Raw genomic sequence first — 19,558 nt, 5'->3', positions numbered from 1 at the left:
CTCACTATTTAACTATTTCGACTCTGCCTTTACCACATTGCTTTAATATTTGTCATGGTGTATTTAGACCGAACGTCCTTCAAATGCTTTTCGAGGTCCACCATATCGAACCTCTGCCTGTATACTTTGCAAGGATTTCCAAATGCAACGCAGTATGGAGGGATTGATTTGGTCACAACTGAACCAGCTCCAATTACACAGCCCTCACCTATCGTAACTCCCTTCAAAATTGTAACGTTTGCACCGATCCAAACATCATCCTCTATATTAATGCCTGAAACTGTACGTTCATCCCTTACTTCATACATACGTCTACCAATGCAATGAAAGATGTGATCATCACATTCAATTACGACATTTGGACCGATCATGACATAATTACCTATGTGCAGATTTCTCGCAGATAAATGAAAGTTGGCAGCTATAAAAACATGATCACCTAAATACACTTCCTCAGGACGGATTATGCAGCCATTACGCCCAAATATTACATTCTTGCCAACTTGTGCCATTCTTTGGAAATACAAAGGATACTTAAGCCTTGTCAGCCCGTTTCTCAATATGTTCTTAATGTCCACCTTTAGACACCTCAGCAATTGCATTCATGATTATCCGGCATTGATTTTCTGGGTTATATTTTTTATCAATAATATCGTAACATTCACAGCTTGATACTTTTCTATCAAGCCAACTTTCTACTTTAGCACACAGTTCCTCAAAGTTGCCTTCCTGAAATAAATCACCATTTTTACCAGGCTGAATGGCCTCAACCTCAGGCTTCTGCCTGTCTAAATTGTCATGCGTTATTACCGGCTTTCCATAAGCCAGTGCATGCATAGCAGTTAAACCTACACTGCCGGGTGAAATACACAAGTCAGACATCATTATCAGAGGGGCCAATTCACTTTCTTCGTGGCATTCACCATAGAAACACACATTCTCTTTAAGATCGTATTCCAGTGTTACTCGTTCTAACTGGCCGCGCTCAGGACCATCGCCAATGAAAAGTATATTGATTTCGCTCCCGCTATTCTTCAGTAGTTTAGCTACCTGAAGAAGTAACTTCAGGTTTTTATTTTTAATTAATCTGCCGATAAAAAATATAGTTGGCTGTTCAACACTTTTGGGAAATAGCCTTTTTTTAAGTGCTTCGCATTTTTGCACCCCAACACTTGACCTCAGACTTTTCTGTTTTTCATAGTCAAGTGAATTGTAGACTACATAGATTGACTTAGGGTCAAAACCTTTTTTAATCATAATATTTTTGGCTCGGTCTCCATAAACAAGTACACCATCTGCCAAATCATAAAAATGTTTCCTGACATAACCTTTTAGACCGTTTTCTTCAGATAAAAAACCATGTGTCCACATCAGTGTCCGTTTGCCTGTTATTTTAGCCAAGAAACAACTTACCCAGGTTGATAGATAATAGGCATCGCCAAGATAAATAATTGTATCGTACTTTTTGCTAAACGCTAATTTAACCACACCCCTCTGCCAGAGGAAATGATGCGGCAGCTTCATGTTTTTCACAAATTTCCAACGTAACCCTCCCTTTTCAACTGGCAACTTGGCTATTTCAGAATCAATCGCTTTAACAGAGTTAATCGTATTCTTACTATCTGAGAACAATGTGAATTCTACACCGTAATCTTGCTCACAAAGTCTGCGAAAAATTGGCTCGCGGTAATGTGCTAAAATTTGGTATACAACAGCGACCTTATGCATGTCTTTTATCCTTTGATTTTTTATACTGCTCCGTATATTCTATGGAAACCACAATACCTAAAGCTGCCCAAAACAGAAACTTATTTTGAAATCCACCAATGAATCCGTTGGGTTCAAACATAGAAGTTACTAAAATAGTCAATATGATCGCATAGCAGACAACATCTACCAATGTCCCCGCAGAAAATAAAATCCTCATCAGAAGAATGATAAAGAACGCAACAACCGATACATAGACTAATGGCCCATAATCGATCATTGCCCTTAACACAACATTATGTACCTCATGGTCTTCATAAACTTTATGATACACAACTCTTTTCGACCCATCAATACCCTGTCCCAGCAGCGAAGGAGAAGATATTGCTTCTATCGCCACTCCATATTGTTGCAGCCTACCAGTACTAATATCCTGTCTACCTAATCTTAAATGCTCAACAATAAACGGCCATACACAAATACTTATAATTCCAATTATCGCCATTAATATAAGTAAATATCTCACATTGAAGCATTTAACCGTAATATAACCCAAAGCACTTATGGTAGCCAACAGACCTCCCCTGCTACCGCAGAATAGTTGACTTGCGATAATAGGTGACAATAGAACCAGTCGAGTCAATATCACAAGTAGCCTATGGTTGTAATTAATTGTAAAGAGAAAACTGATTGGAACAAATAAAGCCAGACCTGTGCTCCAGTTTGTACGTGACCCCGCAAAGCCTGTGCTCCAGAAGGATAATAGGACCTCGCGACCAAATTTGGGAGGCTGTATATCAGGCCATCCTATTAAAAAATTAAGCACCGGAAATAAGGCCATGAAACACAGCAATACATACCCGCTTTTAAATACTTTGTTCACACTATTAGGATGTCTTTGATGTAAGTTGAAAAATAGCACAACAGTAAGCCCAGCAAACGCAAAATCTGAAAACTCTCCAAATATTGCACCAGTACTGTTTTTTTCATTGCCAAGAGCAACTGCAAAAGCAGTCGTCACGAAAAACAGAAAAGCAATTATAATTGAATTGGAGAGAACTCTTTTGGGATTAAGGTAGCCCAGAAGCAAGCTGAATATCATTATAGTACTTATTACGCATATCTTGGCAATTCTAAATACAGTATATGACATACCAGGAACCCAATAAACTGGCGAAAAACCGGCATATACAAATAGTAAGATGAAAAGTATACCTATAAGAATTTTGCTATTGTTTTTTTTCATTTCATATATTTATAGACTGTCGCCCTGAAGCTTGACTGTAAATTTTTGTCTGAATAAAAAGCACAGTTTTTACTTTTACGCATTGATAGTATTTAGTTCCCTGTCTTATACTTAACACTTGTGCGAGTATAGTATAAGAGCATACACAGCAACACCGTAGATGCAGTTGTATAGCTGATGCTTAAACCAAAAGCTCCGTATCTGACACATAATCTTGCAGTCCCCATGAGAATCAACGCCATAATTAGGCCTGTAAAAAAGTTTACCCACATTCTGCCTTGACTAGCTAAGACTTTTTTTAGAATGTCACATCCAATTCCTAACGCCGCTGTCAACGCAATAAATACAAGTACATGCCAAGACAATGCATATTTCTCACCAAACAAGCCCATCAGGAACGGAGATAGAGCCGCAATACCTGCAAAAATCATTCCTGCTAAAACAATGTTTATTGTTAATACTTTTCCTATAACTCGTTCGTATCTGGATTTTTCTTTTTCAAACATGTTTGAAAATACAGGCAACAATATCATTCCTGCCGCACTGTGCAATGTTAATATTCCAGCTCGAAATTGATTAGCAGCATCGAAAATTGCCATCTGCTCATAGCCCGCCTCTCTTGTGAGTAATACAGCTGAGGCCCAGAAAGCAATTGACGGAACTATTCCTCCGAGAAAGGCCGGCAGTCCAAAAGAAAAAAGCATTTTGAAGGATTCTCGTTTGTGGATTGGTGCTGGCCTTATACCCTGCACCCTCAATTCTCTAAAGACTAATGCCCCTAAGGCCATCACCTGAACAGCCATCCGAAGTAAAAGCCCTAAAATCACACCCAGACCACCCAAGAGTTGTGCCAGCAATATTATACCCACTAGTCCGGTAATGCCGGAAACAGTATTGGCGAGTGCTATTTTTCCAAATGATTCATAGCCAGCCAAAACACCTTGCAATACACCTTCTAAGGCTACCAGGAATAAGATACACGCAGCGAGTTTAAGCATCGGCGATATGGAAAGATCATTGATAAATTGTGAAGCAATAAATGGACTTAAACCGATAAGAGCCAAGGTAACCAGACTTCCCGCGACAACAACAACCAATAGGGACCAAAAAACAATTCCAGAAATGTGAGATTTAGAGGTATTGCGATACTGCGCAATGAACTTTGTAGTCGTGATCGACATGGAAAAAGACGCAAATATCATGAAAGTACCGATGGTAGACCGTACGATACCAACTCTGCCGTATTCTTCTTGGCCTAAAATTCTTGCTGCTAAAATCAAGCTGACTAGCAAAAAGCCTCGCGATACTACCCGCCCCACTAACGACCAGAAAGCACCGCCAGCAAGTCGAGAGGCAATGTCTGATCGCTCAACTCTTCTAATCACCGGGTGAGCAACTGCAGGACTAAATTTGTAAGCCAACTTTTTCAGGCCGACTTCACGCATATTCGCTATGCCTTATATTCATTGTCATTTTAGAACCATTTTTCAGAACCACGCTTACAATCCTCCGTCTATCTTAGTGGCCAATGATCTTTTGAGATCATACACGACTATCTGGCCATGGTCGAATGTGTTGAAATCTATTTGCTTGAACTGGTTATGAGCAACGGCTATTACCACTGCGTCAAAATCTTTCTGATCTGTCGGCACTTCTTTAAGCTGGATTCCGTATTCTTCTTTTACTTCTTCGGGATCGGCCCAGGGGTCGTGGACGGTTAGTTCGCAGCCGTAGCTTTTCAGCTCTTCGATTACGTCTATCACCCGGCTGTTGCGGATGTCGGGGCAGTTTTCTTTGAATGTAATACCGAGCACGAGGACCTTTGAGCCTTTGATGCGGTGGCCCTTCTGGATCATCAGCTTGACTACTTCGCTGGCGACATGTGAGCCCATGCCGTCATTTATGCGCCGGCCTGCGAGGATTATTTCCGGGTGATAGCCGAGAGACTGTGCCTTGTGAGTAAGGTAGTATGGATCAACCCCAATGCAGTGGCCGCCAACAAGACCTGGGCGGAACGGGAGGAAATTCCACTTGGAACCCGCTGCCTCCAGCACTTCAATTGTATCGATACCCATAAGATTGAAAATCTTGCTAAGTTCATTCACGAATGCGATGTTGATGTCGCGTTGCGAATTTTCGATAACCTTGGCAGCTTCGGCTACTCTGATGCTGCCTGCCAAATGGGTTCCGGCTACGATGATGGTTTTGTAGAGACTATCGACCACTTGGCCTATCTCGGGAGTCGAGCCTGACGTAACCTTCTTGATTTTCGTAACAGTGTGTTCCTTATCACCTGGATTTATGCGCTCAGGGCTGTACCCGCAGAAGAAGTTCGTATTGAATTTCAGGCCGCTGTTGGCTTCGAGAACGGATACGCAGTCTTCTTCCGTGCACCCTGGGTACACCGTACTTTCGTAGATAACGATGTTACCCTTGCTCAGAACCTTGCCTACAGTGGTGCTAGCTTTGATCAATGGGGTGAGATCGGGCTTCTTATATTTGTCAATGGGAGTGGGGACGGTGACGACATAAATATCCGCATCTTTGATGCTTTCCAGATCGGAGCCGTAGGTGAGTTTGTCTGCTGCTTTTAGCTTTTCGGATTCAACCTCGCGTGTGCGGTCGTGGCCATTTTCAAGCTCTTCGATGCGATCTGAGTTAATATCAAAGCCGATTGTTGAAAATATTTTGCCAAATTCTACTGCTAGCGGCAGGCCTACATAACCCAGGCCAATAATTGCAATCTTTGCACTACGATCATCGATTTTCTTTTGCATTGTCTCGTTCATTCCACTTACCACCCTCAGTAGCATTTCAACCTGTTCATTAACTGTCGGTCTCACTGAAACAAATGGTCCGACATACGGAAACATTCTTCAAGCAAGCTTGGCCTGTCTATCACCTAAATCTCTATCACCTGAAAGTGTTTTTGGGCCGTTCTCTTGCATTAGGCGGCCGAAGAGGGTTACTCGGCGGCCGGCGGATTCCAGGCAGCCGTTGGTGTGCAGAACTATATCCAGGCGGAGCGGGCTGTCTGAGCGGCGGTCCTTTATTGGGACCACCATGCTGATCAGGTCGTCTTTTCTTACGTTGTTTGACTTTGAGTGCCAGCTAAGGATTCGTTGGGTGCCGTCACGGCTTGAGAGCGGCATTGAGATGGATGAAAAGTCCATCTGTTCGGCTGCCAGGCATACGCTTTCCCACCATTGATCAAAGGTAGTCGCATTGCGAAAGTGCAATTGAACGTCTTCAAAACCACGGATCTCGGATTTAATTCGCTGAGCTAGGCTGTATTTTTGTCTGAGGCCGGAGATAGTCTCTCGCAATCGGACCGAGCCCACCCATCGGAAGATGAACACTATCATTGCTAAAAGAGCGATAAATAGCACGATAGATGCCAGGCTGCGGGTTGCCATCATAAAACAGCCTAAAGCAGCGACAGCAATGGTCACTGCATATGCGATCATCACCACGTGCCGCTGGTGCAGGCCAAGCTCTTGCAGACGGTGATGGAAGTGCCCCTTGTCAGGTGCGAACATTGATCTTCTCTCCAAAAAACGCCGCAGCATCGCAAAAAACGTGTCAAAAATCGGCACACCCAAAGCAAGTATCGGCAGCGCCAATCCGACCAGTGCCTGGCTTTTTACTGAGCACATCACAGACGCCGTCGCAAGCATATAGCCCAAGAACAGACTGCCGCAGTCACCCATGAACACCCTGGCTGGGTTGAAGTTGAAGAACAAAAAGCCCGTCAGCGAGCCCATCAGGGAGAGCATAATAACGGTCATAACGGCATTGCCAAAAAAGACCGACAGAACCGCTATCACACCGCAAGCTATGGCGGAAATGCCCGCAGCAAGTCCGTCCAGGCCGTCGATCAGATTCACCGCGTTTGTCACACCCACTATCCACACCAGCGTCAACGGCCATGAATATATGCCAAAATCAATAGTAAACAGATCGCGTACTTCGACAACCTCGATCCGAATGCCCACCGCACAGGCGGCAACCGCAGCCAGCACCTGAACGACCAGCTTATACCGGGCACGCAGATTAAATACATCGTCCAGAAGCCCTACCGCAAACATTACCGAGGCCCCTGCCAGCAGCACCGTAACCTGCGGCCAAATCTCGCGGAAGCTTTCACCTATCGCGTTGGGAACCGCAAGAATGCCAACAACCACCGGCATACAAGCGACAAAGATCGCAACCCCTCCAGCACGTGCCACCGGCTTTTTGTGGGCCGACCGAGCGTTGGGCCTGTCAACCACCCCCAGCTTGCGTGCCCAGGCGATCACAAGCGGCGTAATTGCAAGAGAGAGCAGAAAACTCAAAGAGATTGTAAGGATATATGTCTGCATATTCAGTAAATAGTATCGGGCATTATATCAACCTGCCCTGTTTATTAGATGGGTGAGCTTGTATCTTAATTGGTGAGCGTGTATTTCTTCGGTGATTACTGCGGTCATGCCGGACGCTCTGGCTGCTCGCTCACATCCGTTATCCATAGAGTCAACAATCGCAATCAAAGGCAGCGAAGGGATGGCTGAACGAACTTTTATAAGAATATCGCCATCTGGATGTCCATTGATACTCCACCTGGCTACAACCACATCAACATCTATGTCTTTGAGTATCTCCAGTGCCTCTTCGCAGTCATCTGCAAACAACACTCTTGCGGTAAAACCAGCCAGTGCCTTTTCCTTATCTCGGGCACAAATAACGAGAACAGTGTTTGCCCTATCATTGCTTTTGATAAAATCTAACAAACCCAAATTCTCTACTCCTGCGATAGTTGGAGGATCAGTAGGACTGTCTTTCAACAGAAAGATCACCAATCAGCCTTTCGGCAGGCTCATAGCCTGGGCGCAATCTAAGCACAATTCTCGCTTCATGGATAGCTTCAGATTTTTGCTTCAGCTCGGCCAAAAGCCTGGCAAGTCTCAAACGCCAGTACACATTGTCATACTGGTGCTGAAGTGCCTTTCGATAGTATTCCACAGCAAGCTCAATATCACCCGAGTCTCTGTACACACCGCCAAGCGATGCAAAAACCGAGGCCGGTGCATCGGGGCTGGAGGCTTGCTCTTGCAGTAGGAAAACCAGCCGCTGCCGGATGGTGCCGATCTTCTCTTCATCGAAACCGGATTCAGCCACCATGTTGGCTACTCTGGTCAACCGCCAAACTTTATCGCCAGCAAGATCCACCGCAAGGTCGGGCCTTTTTACCTCGTTGATGTATATTTGAGCCACCGAATCGAACATACCGCCGTTTAATTTCACGCTGCGATTGAGTTTTGCCACGGCACCATTCAAGCCGCTGCTGTCAGCCAAGGCTCCGCTGTCATCAAAGTTATCTACCTTTACCAGTTCCAGTATCTCAAGCAGTCCAGCCGTAAAACAGGCAGTGCTGTGATACGGTGCGAGTTCATAACCCTTATCAGCAAGTCGGAGACCGGTCTTTCTATTGCCGAGTATATTATACTCCAGCTGGCCAGCCATGCACCACGAAGGTCCATAGGTAGGACATATCTCGATGAGATCATAGAATTGGTCTACGATCTTTTCGACGGATTGAAGTCCTTTGGCGGGCAAGGTCAAAGTGCCGGTTTCGGCATTTATATTTCGTGCGATGGATTTCCAACGATATACATTGAGCCAGTGACGGTACTTGATATTATCCGGCATATACCCTACAGCAGTCTGGGCATTGCTGATCAGATCGATATAAATAAGGTTGTCGCCCTGCCACTGATCTTCAACAAGGTCCTCTTCGATTCCAAGGGCGGTTTCGAAATTAGCTTCAGCTATCCGAGCTGCGTTCGCCCTATACATGGACCATGAGGCAAAAGGAACAAACGCCAACAAAGCCGCCGCGAGACATATCCGCTGAGGCAAAGCAGATTTCCTGATACTCTCTTGTTCGCTGTTTTTCTTGGCAAGGCCAATAAGCCCCCCGCAAAAGATCGCAGACAGCATCGAATTGGCCGGAAGGTGCTGACCGAAATCACTGAAACTGTGAAGCAATATTGCAAGTAATCCGAAACCGAGCCCATATGCTACCGAGCGGATCGGTGTCTGAGCTGCTCGGATATTTTTGGTGTAAGCAATCCACACGAAAATCCCGAAAACAACCAAAGACAAAAAGCCAAGCGCGCCTGTTTCCTCGGCTGTCTGGGCATATTCGTTTTCTGCATGTGTAGCAAGGGATGCTATGGTTGCCCTGTCAAACATGGGATAGACTACCTCATGCGTACCAAGACCTGTTCCGAGAATCGGGAATTTCGTCCAGGCCAGGGCAATGTTTTCGATGATTTCCATTCGGCCGCCTTCGGCATGATGCATATCTTGAAGAGTAGCCAAACGGTCATAGACCGCGTCAAAACCGATATACAGAACGCAGATAAAGGCCCCCAGTGCCATCACGGCCATAATCCATCCACGACCCCGTATCGACTGACGCCTGGTAAGTATAAGTGTGGTAAACGAAGCTGCTACCAGCATACTTACCATACCGCCGCGGGAAAGAGATGTGAAAATGGAGGCGACCCCTATGATTACAAAGCCCGCCAAAAACCAGAGGGGTCGCGACTCACGAGAGGTTAGATGTTCTGCCACATCCGCCGCTCGGGCTCGAAGACCGGAAAACCTGTCATGTATCTTGTAAAGCAGCAGACCCAATGCAGCTCCGATCGAGAGATTCATGAATTGAGCATAGTTGCTATGGTTTACAAACGGACCTCCATCAGCAATCTTATATGGCGTTTGGAAGACCCAATAGATACTGTCAGTCCGTGTGATAAACTGCCCTATCGCCAGCAAAGCCATAAAACAGCCGACCGATGATATGACTATCAGGAGCCTCTTGACCGCCTCTTCACGCTGGAAAAGATGAACAGCAGCTATGAACATGGAGAACACCGCTACGACAAGTATCAGATTATGACGCGTTGCATGCTTATAGAACGAAATAGATGTAGATTCCTGTTGAGCGTCAGCCGAATCCGGCAGCGAAGACAGCAAGTCCGTCTTAATGGCTGCTGTATTGGGCGAAATTTTTTCGACAGTCTCTGTCGGCATATCTACCAGCTGAAAGGCTACAAGGCCAATAAATACAAGAACAGGAACATAGGCCCAGGTCCAGATAAAGCGGCCCGAGAACAAAACACTTCGCAGCAGGACAGCGATAAGTATCAAAGAAGATACGATTATTACCACCTGCTCGCTCCATGCGTTTACCACGCCAAAAGCGGCAGGCATAAACAGCAGGAGTGCATATGTCAAACACTCAATCCCGCTGTCTAGAATGCTAATTTTTCCTGTATTGGGGTTCATCAGATCTATTGCTTAATATCGTTTACATCCGAAAACATCAGATAATTGTTGCACTCTATCCAAAGATCTTTTTAAGCATCCCAGAAACGGATCTTTGAGGCGATATGCATGGCGGAATGATGCAAAGATCCACACCGCTGGCGATTCGTCCAGGATTGGTAATGAAAAGAGCTTGTGCTACTTCTTCTCCAAAGGCCTCACACACTATCCCGTAGGCCTCTTTCATTGCTGGCCATCTCACCGCGAGTCCATGGGCATCCGACGCAACAGCGGCGACCCACCCGTTTGATATATATTCCAGGGCATTATCGCGAGCCTGGGGACCAGCGGCACCTGTCAGACTTTCCGCTGTAACCTGCAGCCTTACACCCTTGATGTGCCATTTGTACAGAAGTGATTTATTCCTTATGATCGCAGGAACTCTTTCCGGATGTGCTATCAGTGGGATGATATTTCTTTTGTGCAACTGTTCAGCTATGGGCGAAATATCAAAGGCAAACTCATTGAACAGTTCAAGCAGCAGATACTTGCCGCTCATGCCAAGGGTTGGAATCCTTCCAGCATCGATCATCGTCATGAGCCGCTCATCGATTCTGACCTCCGCTCCCAAAAGAATATCCAATGGAATATTTTGCTTGATGAGCTCTTTCTGCAGTATTTCCGCGGACGTCAGCACTTCCGACAAACCGTACTTACCATCATATCTTCCCAGCCAGTGAGGAGTTGCAATGACCTCCTTTACCCCATCCTCAACCAGGGCCTGACACAGCTGTATGGACTCGGCCATATTCCTGGGACCGTCATCAAGGTCGGGAAGACAGTGGCAATGAATGTCAATAAATTTGTTCTCAGATACCATTATGCAATATGATAATATTTGAATAACTTAAGCGGACTTGGCAGACGATTTATCATCTTCTTCATATGAGTAGCCGTAGCCATAGCCATATCCGTAGCCGTAGCCGTATTTGGACATCTTTTTACCTGGTGCAGTTACGACAACCCCAAGAGGCCTTGCACCAACCCCGGCAAGTGCTTCACAGGCTGCTACACTAACATTTCGTGTGGAGCTGTCGGCACGGAGAACAAGCAACGTAACATCGCACATCGCGGCCAGGATACGTGCATCCGCGACGGGCATTACAGGAGGTGCGTCGAGCAGGATTCTGTCATACTTTGCCTTCAGGCTGCTAAGCAGCTCTCCAAACTCATCGCTGTTCAAAAGTTCTGAAGCATTTGGTATGGACGGCCCGCAAGCAAGCACATCCAATCCATCAATACTTGTATTCTTGATAACAGAGTCTATCTGCGATTCCCCGGCCAGAATATTGGAGATACCGGGCTCTCGATCGAATTCGAAAACCTCATGCTGTTTCGGTCTTCTAAAATCAGCATCAACGATAAGTGTCTTCTGCCCGGCCTGGGCCATGGTTATGCCAAGATTGCTGATGAGTGTACTTTTACCCTCAGCAGGCTGAGGAGATGTGACAAGGATTGTCTTGCAAGATTCCTTTGGTACGCCGAAGAATACCGCTGTACGTACCGTACGGTAGGCCTCCGAAACGGGTGATGAGGGATTTAGAGCAACCCTGCGGCCTCTTTCGGCCATGGACTTGCGTTTTGACATAAGAGGGATAACTCCCAGCACAGGCAGACCGAGCAACGCGGTAATCTCCTCGGCACCGCGAATCCGCTTGTCCATAAAGTCTCTGAGAAGTGCCAGACCGCCTCCAGCCATCAATCCCAGCACAAGGGCCATGGCCGCTACACGAGCCTTTTGCGGCTTGCTGGGATCCTTAGGTGCCCGTGCAACCTCAAGTATGCTTATATTGAGAGCACCAACGTCCTCAGTGATATTGAGCTCTTTAATCCGCTCATCGAGGATGTCGTTGAGCTTCTTGCTCTGCTGGTACTCAGATTCAAGTATGGTATACTGAGCAAGCTGATCATTGAGATCCATCGCAGCAGCCCTTTGTTCTTCGAAGAATGTCGAAACTTCATCGAGCTGCTTTTTCGCCGCCATATGCCTTTCCCGGGCTACCGCCAGCTGTGCACTTGCGAACTCTTGATCAGATTCTTCCAAGTCTGTTTCAATTGAGGCAATTTTCTCTTCTAACGCAATTACAGACGGATGGTCCTCTGTCACTTGCCTTTTCAAGTCCGCCAACCTAAGTTCCAGCCTGTCCAGCTCGGCCTTTAGACGTGTATTTTCCGTCCCGGATGAGACATACAACCCGCTTACCCGCTTAGCTTCGACGAATTGTTTAACCTTTTTAGGATCGGAGACCATTGCTTTGACAGTGTCATATTCACTTTTCGCTTCTATCAAGGCCAGCTGGGCATCGGTGACCGCCTGCGAGAGGTTTGCCAGACGATCGAGTATTATATTATTTCCATTGTTCTCAAAAGCGAGTCCCTCATTTTCTCGCTTAAAATTCATCATTGCGTGCAGGTTTTCTTCGAGTTCTTTTGCCCGCTTGGTCTTTTCCTTCTGCAGGATCTTTAGAACCTCAGCAGAAGTGGATCTTTTCCGTTGAGAGTGGTATGTGATATAAGAATCGATAATTTCGTTTACAACATGAGCCGCTTCTGCCGGATATGGCGAATCGAACGAAACGCTGAGTATGTCATCCTTTTTTCCAACGCTGACCTGCAGCTGCTTTTTAAGATAACCTGTTGGATTGTCGATTTCGTCAAACGTCCGCATGGACGCCATATCATTCTCTTCGATCGCCTCTTTGATGATGGGTGTGGATTTCATCAACTCGGCCTGTGTGTACAGGTAATTCTTGGACTGGGTCATCACACCCTGCGTTTCATCGAGTATCTTTGGCCCGGACTGTTCGACATAAACACGAGAAGAACTGGTAAATATGGGCGTAGCCTTGGCAAGATAGATAAAAGCAGCTGTAAGCGACAAGATGGTCGTGGCAAGTATCAGCCACCTGTTGGCCCAGGCAACCTCAAACAGGCTCCTTTGAAAACCTTCCTCGCGGCCTTCAAAATCGCCGTTTGCCTCTTCGTGCGAGCTATTCACCTGGGGAGTTTTAAATGATTCGTTCATAGTACAAAAACCTTTGTATCAGACGGAAATAGGCGGTTAGAAAGTGTTGATAGACTCCGTCCCCGTCGGTGTACATGCCACCTTAAATTGAACACAAACAAGTTTTCGGCGTATGTGGTCTTAAGGTCTAAAAGAACCGACCACCACATGCCGTTGCAAAACCAAGCGAGAAGTTCTCAATCTGCGCGCACCTTCCCCACAGCTGGAACTTGCATCGTTTTACAAATGACATCCTCCCTGATCAGGCTCAGGTGCTAGTAATTGCGGAGATCCTTACCGTCAATCATGTTATACGTAGCACCGACACCCAACCTGACGCCTAATATCTCAGCCATCAGCATATTCCGCCTTGTACGCGGCGTATGTTCCACTGAGACAACGTCGCCAGGTTTTATCGAAACACTGGCACCACTTGCGGGCAGTGTATCATTAAGCTTGAAAGTAGCATCCACCACCTGCCCATCGTTGTCCTGCCTGTATACTCTCACATATCGAGGATCCGTCACCGGATCCACACCCCCTGCAAAAGCCAATGCCTGCAGAAGGTTGTAGTTTACGTTCGCAGGATAAGGAAACGCACCAGCCTTCTTCACCAGGCCAATCACGGTAAACGTCTCGGGATTTAACGCCTCAACCTCGACAGAAGCACCGTCCTGCAATGCGACATCACTAAAGGGCACATTTAGCCCTTTAACCGGAAGGGTCAGCTTTCTGACCTTGCCGGCCGTATCCTGCGTTTTGGTATTATGGTCTTTTTTCGTCTTTTCAGGCTCTTCCTCGATTGGTTTGGCAGCCGTTGGCAAAGTATCCTCTTTTACAGCTGCATGCTTTGGATTTGCTTCTTCTGTATCAACTGAATCAGGGGCAACAGCCTGAGCTAATGCATTTAGCCGCTTACTTACAAAACTCTTGGGAATGTCATTGAACTGCGAAGTAACCTCACCAATAAATCCTTCGCGGTCCTCAGCCTTAGCAACATCTAATAGATCTGAGAAAATCAGCTCCCCACCACGTTTGAGTTTCAAAACCCCCTTGCTGCCGCCTGCCTGTGAGACAAACGAGAACTGAACCTGCTTACTATCCGGCATCTGGGCAGCAGTTATCACGATCCCTTCCGGACCACCAACCTTAGCTGTCCGAGCGCCTGGATTGAATATCTTTATTACCGCCGCCCCATCTTCTACAACACCCCCTGCTTCCATGATAAGCGAGACCAGTGACATCTGATCGCTTCTCAGGCTGTACACACCAGGATTTTCCACGGCACCGGTTATAGAGACCTTGGCCTTCTGGTACTGAGAGATGTTAGCAACGATCGCGGGTTTGTTCCTGGCATACCTGGGATAAAACGCATCGGTAACTGTCTTCTCAAGCTCAACCAGCGTTTTACCAGCTGCATGCACCTGCCCTATCACAGGTATTTGGATTGTTCCATCACTCGCGACACGCGTGCGGTGGATGAAGAACTGCTCTGATTCTATCTGAACATCAGTCTTTGCAAGAACCGCAGGCATCTGAAATTCAAGCATATCGCCCTGCACAAGCCGATACTCATCAAGACTGACCTTTGCCTGCATCAGCTGTTCGACATCGATCTCGGTCTTTATGGGCCCTGCGGCGTGAAACATTTCGAGCTGCTCTGGAGTCGAAAGCATTTTGCTGTCCGATTCAGCACAGCCAGAAATCAGGACCGCAAAAAATCCAGTAAACACGCACAAACAAAGCGTCTTGATTTTTTTGTAACAACTGAGGTTCAATTTACTCTCCTGTCTCCAGCAATACGGCCATCCCCTGCCATATTCTTAACCTATCAGGCTGGATACTCGTTTGCAGTTTGTCCAAATACTACAAACTTTTTTTCGGTCAATGCAAATGCAACCTTACCATTTATTGGTTTATTACATCCTTTTCCCGTACTTGTCCGGTCATTTTAGAAGCGTATCGGGCTTCTCGGCCGTGGACGATACGGTACGATCGGCGGACGAGGCATGCTTATCTCGACCACTGTCGCTTCTGTCGAATCAACAGATCCCGAAACATCTGTGAAACCTTCGAACATCGCAGATGACACGGTTGGATCGAAACTCTGAGCATCAGAGTCTGTGCTGTAACTGCTGACAGTCAAGCTGAACGGATCCAGAAAGCCATCCGTCTGGTCTTCCGGTGCTGCAGAAGTATTCGCAGCAAAAACCACCACAGCTGCTAGAACAGCCACACCAAATACAACAAAACGCTTTGATTTCATCAAACTAATCAACATAAACTTTTCTCCCTAGCTCCAATTTATTGAAACTAATTATTTCTCTGATTTGTTTTTCACTATTTCAGCGAAGTCTGGATAATTAACTACGCCGTCATCATTAATATCTACTCGCTCACACTGACAGCCAGAATCAGACAGCCAGTTTGCCGCCAGTATCTCCAAATCCTTAATATCGATCACATCGTCGCCATTGAGATCGGTCGGTATCGAGGCCGCATCCAATGCAGACAGCATTTTTCCTGCATAAAAATGATAAGTGTCGGTCGGATCCGGATCAGTCAAATGACCATACACCTTGCCGAGCAACCTACTGCCGTTGGTTACCATCTCTATACCGCCGAGCATCTTTTCACGGGCATCGGCTACGCTGTAGTTAACCTCGATCCCGGCCTCCTTTGCCTGCTGTAAAGCCAGGACGGCATAAATCGTGTCTTCGCTGTATCCGGATTCAAATCCGTTTTCCTCAGGCAACAGCTTTTCAAAAAAGGTGCCATCATTCTGCGCCCTTTGGACCTGAAGATCGGCAACCTTACCGGGCAGATCAGCCAGGGTAACACCATCCCAGTAGTCGCTTGCCGGCGTCTCACCCGCTGGAGTAACAGGCGTAGAATCAAGCCCGGCATCTGTCTGGGCAAACGCCCACGCCGCAACCGCCATCCCCATCAGAGGGAACGACGATGTGTCATCGACCCTTGCCAAATGATGCCTTAACCCTTGCCTCCATTTATACTTGGCCGGCGAATCTACCGCGTAAGCAGCAACCGTATGGTGCGCCACATAAAAAACAGCACTGCTAGGCTCGGTGCCATTTTCAAAATCGGCAATGTATTGCTCGGTGCTGCCCAGCAAAACCTCATCGACCCACTGATAAAAATCATATACCTCAGTCAGATAGTAAGGCTCATCGGCAACATCACCGTATTGGACTAACGCGTAAGCCTCATCGCCGAAATAGTTGCCCTGTGCCTCCCAGATAATAAACTCACAAGCCATCCCTGCCGCATCTAGATATGACTGATCACATGCATACTCATAACCGGCCACCAGACCCGGGACAATGCTTCCCGTGTGGTATGGCTCGGCATTCCAGAATCCGTCAACGTTCTGGTTGTCGACCAACCGATTGGCCATCGCCTCCATTGCCTGGCCGGTGTTCTGCGCACCTGCGATGACAGATCCGGCTAACACCGCCATAACCAGCAGCACGACTGTCGTTTTTGTGCTTGTTGAGTTCATTTTTCTCCTCGCAGTTAAGTCTCGATTTCGGTTTTACAAGTCCGAATACAGAGAGCTCAACGGCAGAACATCAAACCGACAAAAGCAAGCTGTAATCCTTTCAAGGAGGGTAGAAAGGACTACAGCCGTGGAAGAAGATTTGGCTACTACGCGCGCCTTCTTCTGATGAAGATTGCAGAACCAAAACCAAGCAAAGCAATAGTTGTCGGCTCTGGAATAGACGATCCATACTCAAAATCATCCCAAACTGACCACGGATAATTATATGACCACTCGCTGAGCGGATTTGTGAACACTGTAGAGAGTCCAAATCCGAGCAAGTTATCATAATCATCCCTGACCGTGGCTCCAACCTCCTGGCCGTCGATATAGTAATGTATCTTGCCGTCATCACTGGACAGCTGAAGTTTCAGCTGATGCCAGCCCTCTGAGCGAACTGTATCTGTACCTGCAACGGTGGTACCGCCGTTATCAGCATATGCATAATAGTACTGGTCGCCGCTGTTAATCCCGGCACCCAGCTGAGTGTCACTCCAATCGCCAGAACCTGCCTGCGTATCCGGCACAGCAAAAATCTGTCCGCCTCTGTGCAGGCCCTCTGTATTACCTGATTCACTGTTGTAGCCTTCGTCCCAGTACCACGCACTGACCCACGGATTGTACTGTTTGGCCATGGCCGCTTCATCCACATTAGTCGGATTTACATCGGCCCACCAGTAACTGTCGTCAGGTGTATCCGTGGCGATAATCCTCACCGCACCGCTGCCCTGCAGTCCCGCATAGGCAAACTGCATCATAACGCCGGTGGGATCTTCGCCTCCTGCGAAATCTGTATTTTCCCACCCCGGAGCATAATCACCGGTCCATTGATTATTAAAATCATACTTCACATGGTAATTTGCAAATGCCTGACAACTGCAAATCAATGCGACCACACAGATGAAAACAAACTTTGATACTTTCATCGCCAACTCCTTACTACTAAATACAAATCTGCAACCCTCCGAAACAACGCGAATCGGTTGTTACACTCTACAGGATTTCACCTTCTCAATTCAATCGTGGTGAATACGGTAAATCCGGTCAAAACAACCTTAAACAATAGGAATGATTCTTGAATAGTAGTAGCTATTAACAAGAAAGGGGGGGGGGGGTGATGGACTTACAAAATCAAGTCAAGTTGCATGGTTTGACTAAAAAATACTCATAGAGCCAATTTGACACAGAGCTAATGTTTTGAACTTTATTCCCGTATCCAACAACTGATGGCGGGAGATGCATCAACTACAAATCACAATATCCAAATGCCAGGGCCTTTTTAACTAGATCGACGACATTGGCAGCTTCCATCTTTTTCATGATGTTAGCCCGATGGTCCTCTATCGTACGTACCGATCGATGCATTTTCCTGGCTATTTGTTTATTGCCCATACCTTCAAGGAGATGCCCAAGTACCACCTTCTCTGTTGGCGTAAGGTCTGCCAGCTTTGAATAACAGCCTATCTGCTCAAAAGCATTTTCAAGCTCTTTAAACAGCTGCTGATCAAATTTGCTTGGTTCGACCACACCAAACGCACCTTTCCTCATCAGTTCAACCGCTTCTTCGACGGAGGCATTATCTGCCAGAGCGATCACCTGGAATCCCGGACAAGTCTGCTTTATCTGCTTAATTTCATTATCAAAACCATCCCGGGTTTGTGCAGGCGTTATCAATACACCAGCCTGATCTCCATCAAAGTCCTGAAAAAATCCATCATTCCCCCCATAACAGTGGCATTCAAAGCCTTTTTCACAAATGTGCTGTTTTATAATCTCCCGAAACGACTTCTCAGGATGGATCACACATACAGGGTGGTTGCCGTTTTCCTTTATATTTTCCATAGCGGAAGTGATACTTGCCTGAGCTTTCTAAATCAATCGTGGATATTACTGGAACAGAAAAATTGATATGGAATTTGTTGTCAAATTTCATACCAATCCGTATCACACTCTCCACTGATATGACTTTAACCGCACTCCGCACTCACTTCATAATGGCCGGCACTATTGGATATTAATCCCAGGCTGAACGCCTTCTTGACCAATTCGACAACATTTTCAGCTCCGGCTTTTTTCATTATCCTGGCCCTGTGATCCTCAATGGTACGAACCGAGCGATGCAGCATCTTCGCTATTTCTTTGTTACTGTAACCTTCAAGTATCAGCTCGAAAATCTTCGTCTCCGCTGGAGTCAGCCCGAGATTCATATTGATGCGGTCGCCATGTTCAATTGCCATCTCTATCTCTTCAAACAATCTCGAATGATGGCAATTATGATCAACCAGGCTGAAAGCGCCTTGCCTAACTGCCTTTACCGCTCGTGCAATGGTAGCATATCTGGTAAAGAAGATTAAGTTGACGCATGGTGAATGTTGCTTGATTTGCTCTAACAAGTGCAAACCATCACTGTTAGGTATTTTGAGAGGAGCAACGAGTACTGGCGGTTCAAAGTCGCTTAACCTCTGGATGCATTTATCTGGTGAATCAAAGGCGACACAACGAAACCCTCGCTTCTGGATTTCGTTATACAGATATTCACGAACGCAGTCCTCATGATGAACAAGAAAGACTGTCTTAGATCCGCATTTTGAATTGTTCATCAGGCATATCCTTTTTCGAGTAATACAGATATGCCATCCATCCCTTGCTACAAATACTTATCTCATAC

The 19,558-nt window shown here is 46.4% G+C and carries 16 protein-coding genes and 1 pseudogene; all 17 read right to left on the bottom strand.

Annotation, left to right across the window (positions count from 1 at the left end):
* Positions 1 to 29 precede the first annotated feature (29 nt).
* The gene (locus STSP2_RS07175) at positions 30 to 578 is read right to left on the bottom strand and encodes an acyltransferase (RefSeq protein ID WP_205848026.1); all 549 of its coding nucleotides are present in this window, start codon (positions 576 to 578) and stop codon (positions 30 to 32) included.
* Positions 568 to 1,728, bottom strand: a complete 1,161-nt coding sequence (locus STSP2_RS07170) for a glycosyltransferase family 4 protein (RefSeq protein WP_146661229.1) — start codon at positions 1,726 to 1,728, stop codon at positions 568 to 570. The genes STSP2_RS07175 and STSP2_RS07170 overlap by 11 nt, the downstream gene beginning before the upstream one ends.
* Positions 1,721 to 2,860, bottom strand: coding sequence for an O-antigen ligase family protein (locus STSP2_RS07165; RefSeq protein ID WP_169853058.1), 1,140 nt, complete (start codon positions 2,858 to 2,860; stop codon positions 1,721 to 1,723). Before STSP2_RS07165 ends, STSP2_RS07170 begins: the two co-directional genes overlap by 8 nt.
* A gap of 185 nt (positions 2,861 to 3,045) precedes the next feature.
* The gene (locus STSP2_RS07160; RefSeq protein WP_146661225.1) at positions 3,046 to 4,398 is read right to left on the bottom strand and encodes an oligosaccharide flippase family protein; all 1,353 of its coding nucleotides are present in this window, start codon (positions 4,396 to 4,398) and stop codon (positions 3,046 to 3,048) included.
* Positions 4,399 to 4,452: 54 nt separating this feature from the next.
* Positions 4,453 to 5,742: a Vi polysaccharide biosynthesis UDP-N-acetylglucosamine C-6 dehydrogenase TviB gene (tviB, locus tag STSP2_RS07155; protein ID WP_269466432.1), complete on the bottom strand. Its 1,290-nt coding sequence runs from the start codon at positions 5,740 to 5,742 to the stop codon at positions 4,453 to 4,455.
* An 87-nt stretch (positions 5,743 to 5,829) separates the two neighbouring features.
* Positions 5,830 to 7,314 carry a glycosyltransferase family 4 protein gene (locus tag STSP2_RS07150; RefSeq protein WP_146661223.1) on the bottom strand — a complete coding sequence of 495 codons (1,485 nt, stop codon included), beginning with the start codon at positions 7,312 to 7,314 and terminating at the stop codon, positions 5,830 to 5,832.
* A 27-nt stretch (positions 7,315 to 7,341) separates the two neighbouring features.
* Entirely contained in the window at positions 7,342 to 7,728 is a 387-nt protein-coding gene (locus STSP2_RS07145; protein ID WP_146661221.1) for a response regulator, read from the bottom strand.
* 28 nt (positions 7,729 to 7,756) lie between these two features.
* Positions 7,757 to 10,237, bottom strand: coding sequence for an O-antigen ligase family protein (locus STSP2_RS07140; protein WP_169853057.1), 2,481 nt, complete (start codon positions 10,235 to 10,237; stop codon positions 7,757 to 7,759).
* A 106-nt stretch (positions 10,238 to 10,343) separates the two neighbouring features.
* Entirely contained in the window at positions 10,344 to 11,147 is an 804-nt protein-coding gene (locus STSP2_RS07135; RefSeq protein ID WP_146661218.1) for a tyrosine-protein phosphatase, read from the bottom strand.
* Between the two features lie 27 nt (positions 11,148 to 11,174).
* Positions 11,175 to 13,352 (bottom strand): GumC family protein, encoded by a 2,178-nt coding sequence (locus STSP2_RS07130; protein WP_146661216.1) that lies wholly within the window; start codon positions 13,350 to 13,352, stop codon positions 11,175 to 11,177.
* Positions 13,353 to 13,606: 254 nt separating this feature from the next.
* On the bottom strand, positions 13,607 to 15,007 hold the full coding sequence (locus tag STSP2_RS07125; protein WP_169853055.1) for a polysaccharide biosynthesis/export family protein: 1,401 nt from the start codon (positions 15,005 to 15,007) through the stop codon (positions 13,607 to 13,609).
* A gap of 275 nt (positions 15,008 to 15,282) precedes the next feature.
* On the bottom strand, positions 15,283 to 15,612 hold the full coding sequence (locus STSP2_RS07120; protein WP_169853054.1) for a hypothetical protein: 330 nt from the start codon (positions 15,610 to 15,612) through the stop codon (positions 15,283 to 15,285).
* A gap of 36 nt (positions 15,613 to 15,648) precedes the next feature.
* Positions 15,649 to 16,851 carry a dockerin type I domain-containing protein gene (locus STSP2_RS07115; RefSeq protein WP_146661210.1) on the bottom strand — a complete coding sequence of 401 codons (1,203 nt, stop codon included), beginning with the start codon at positions 16,849 to 16,851 and terminating at the stop codon, positions 15,649 to 15,651.
* Between the two features lie 146 nt (positions 16,852 to 16,997).
* The gene (locus tag STSP2_RS07110; protein WP_146661208.1) at positions 16,998 to 17,816 is read right to left on the bottom strand and encodes a PEP-CTERM sorting domain-containing protein; all 819 of its coding nucleotides are present in this window, start codon (positions 17,814 to 17,816) and stop codon (positions 16,998 to 17,000) included.
* Positions 17,817 to 18,135: 319 nt separating this feature from the next.
* A complete protein-coding gene (locus STSP2_RS07105; RefSeq protein WP_146661206.1) occupies positions 18,136 to 18,732 on the bottom strand; it encodes a response regulator transcription factor in 597 nt (198 codons plus the stop codon).
* Positions 18,733 to 18,857: 125 nt separating this feature from the next.
* Complete coding sequence (locus tag STSP2_RS17665) at positions 18,858 to 19,127, bottom strand: LuxR C-terminal-related transcriptional regulator (protein ID WP_236782739.1); 270 nt, start codon at positions 19,125 to 19,127, stop codon at positions 18,858 to 18,860.
* Between the two features lie 15 nt (positions 19,128 to 19,142).
* Positions 19,143 to 19,490 (bottom strand): annotated as a pseudogene (locus STSP2_RS18065) (response regulator); the annotation flags it as partial.
* Between the last annotated feature and the right edge of the window lie 68 nt (positions 19,491 to 19,558).

The sequence above is a fragment of the Anaerohalosphaera lusitana genome, assembly GCF_002007645.1.
Classification (GTDB): Bacteria; Planctomycetota; Phycisphaerae; order Sedimentisphaerales; family Anaerohalosphaeraceae; genus Anaerohalosphaera; species Anaerohalosphaera lusitana.
Note: the sequence above shows the minus strand (reverse complement) of the source record. Positions and strands in the feature narration are given on the sequence as shown.

Excerpts from the sequence above, each read along its gene's own strand:
- STSP2_RS07170 (WP_146661229.1), bottom strand. The coding sequence starts at position 1,728 with ATGCATAAGGTCGCTGTTGTATACCAAATTTTAGCACATTACCGCGAG.
- STSP2_RS07165 (WP_169853058.1), bottom strand. The coding sequence starts at position 2,860 with ATGTCATATACTGTATTTAGAATTGCCAAGATATGCGTAATAAGTACT.
- STSP2_RS07160 (WP_146661225.1), bottom strand. The coding sequence starts at position 4,398 with ATGCGTGAAGTCGGCCTGAAAAAGTTGGCTTACAAATTTAGTCCTGCA.
- tviB (WP_269466432.1), bottom strand. The coding sequence starts at position 5,742 with ATGAACGAGACAATGCAAAAGAAAATCGATGATCGTAGTGCAAAGATT.
- STSP2_RS07150 (WP_146661223.1), bottom strand. The coding sequence starts at position 7,314 with ATGCAGACATATATCCTTACAATCTCTTTGAGTTTTCTGCTCTCTCTT.
- STSP2_RS07135 (WP_146661218.1), bottom strand. The coding sequence starts at position 11,147 with ATGGTATCTGAGAACAAATTTATTGACATTCATTGCCACTGTCTTCCC.
- STSP2_RS07130 (WP_146661216.1), bottom strand. The coding sequence starts at position 13,352 with ATGAACGAATCATTTAAAACTCCCCAGGTGAATAGCTCGCACGAAGAG.
- STSP2_RS07125 (WP_169853055.1), bottom strand. The coding sequence starts at position 15,007 with ATGCTTTCGACTCCAGAGCAGCTCGAAATGTTTCACGCCGCAGGGCCC.
- STSP2_RS07120 (WP_169853054.1), bottom strand. The coding sequence starts at position 15,612 with ATGTTGATTAGTTTGATGAAATCAAAGCGTTTTGTTGTATTTGGTGTG.
- STSP2_RS07115 (WP_146661210.1), bottom strand. The coding sequence starts at position 16,851 with ATGAACTCAACAAGCACAAAAACGACAGTCGTGCTGCTGGTTATGGCG.
- STSP2_RS07110 (WP_146661208.1), bottom strand. The coding sequence starts at position 17,816 with ATGAAAGTATCAAAGTTTGTTTTCATCTGTGTGGTCGCATTGATTTGC.
- STSP2_RS07105 (WP_146661206.1), bottom strand. The coding sequence starts at position 18,732 with ATGGAAAATATAAAGGAAAACGGCAACCACCCTGTATGTGTGATCCAT.
- STSP2_RS17665 (WP_236782739.1), bottom strand. The coding sequence starts at position 19,127 with ATGGCAATTGAACATGGCGACCGCATCAATATGAATCTCGGGCTGACT.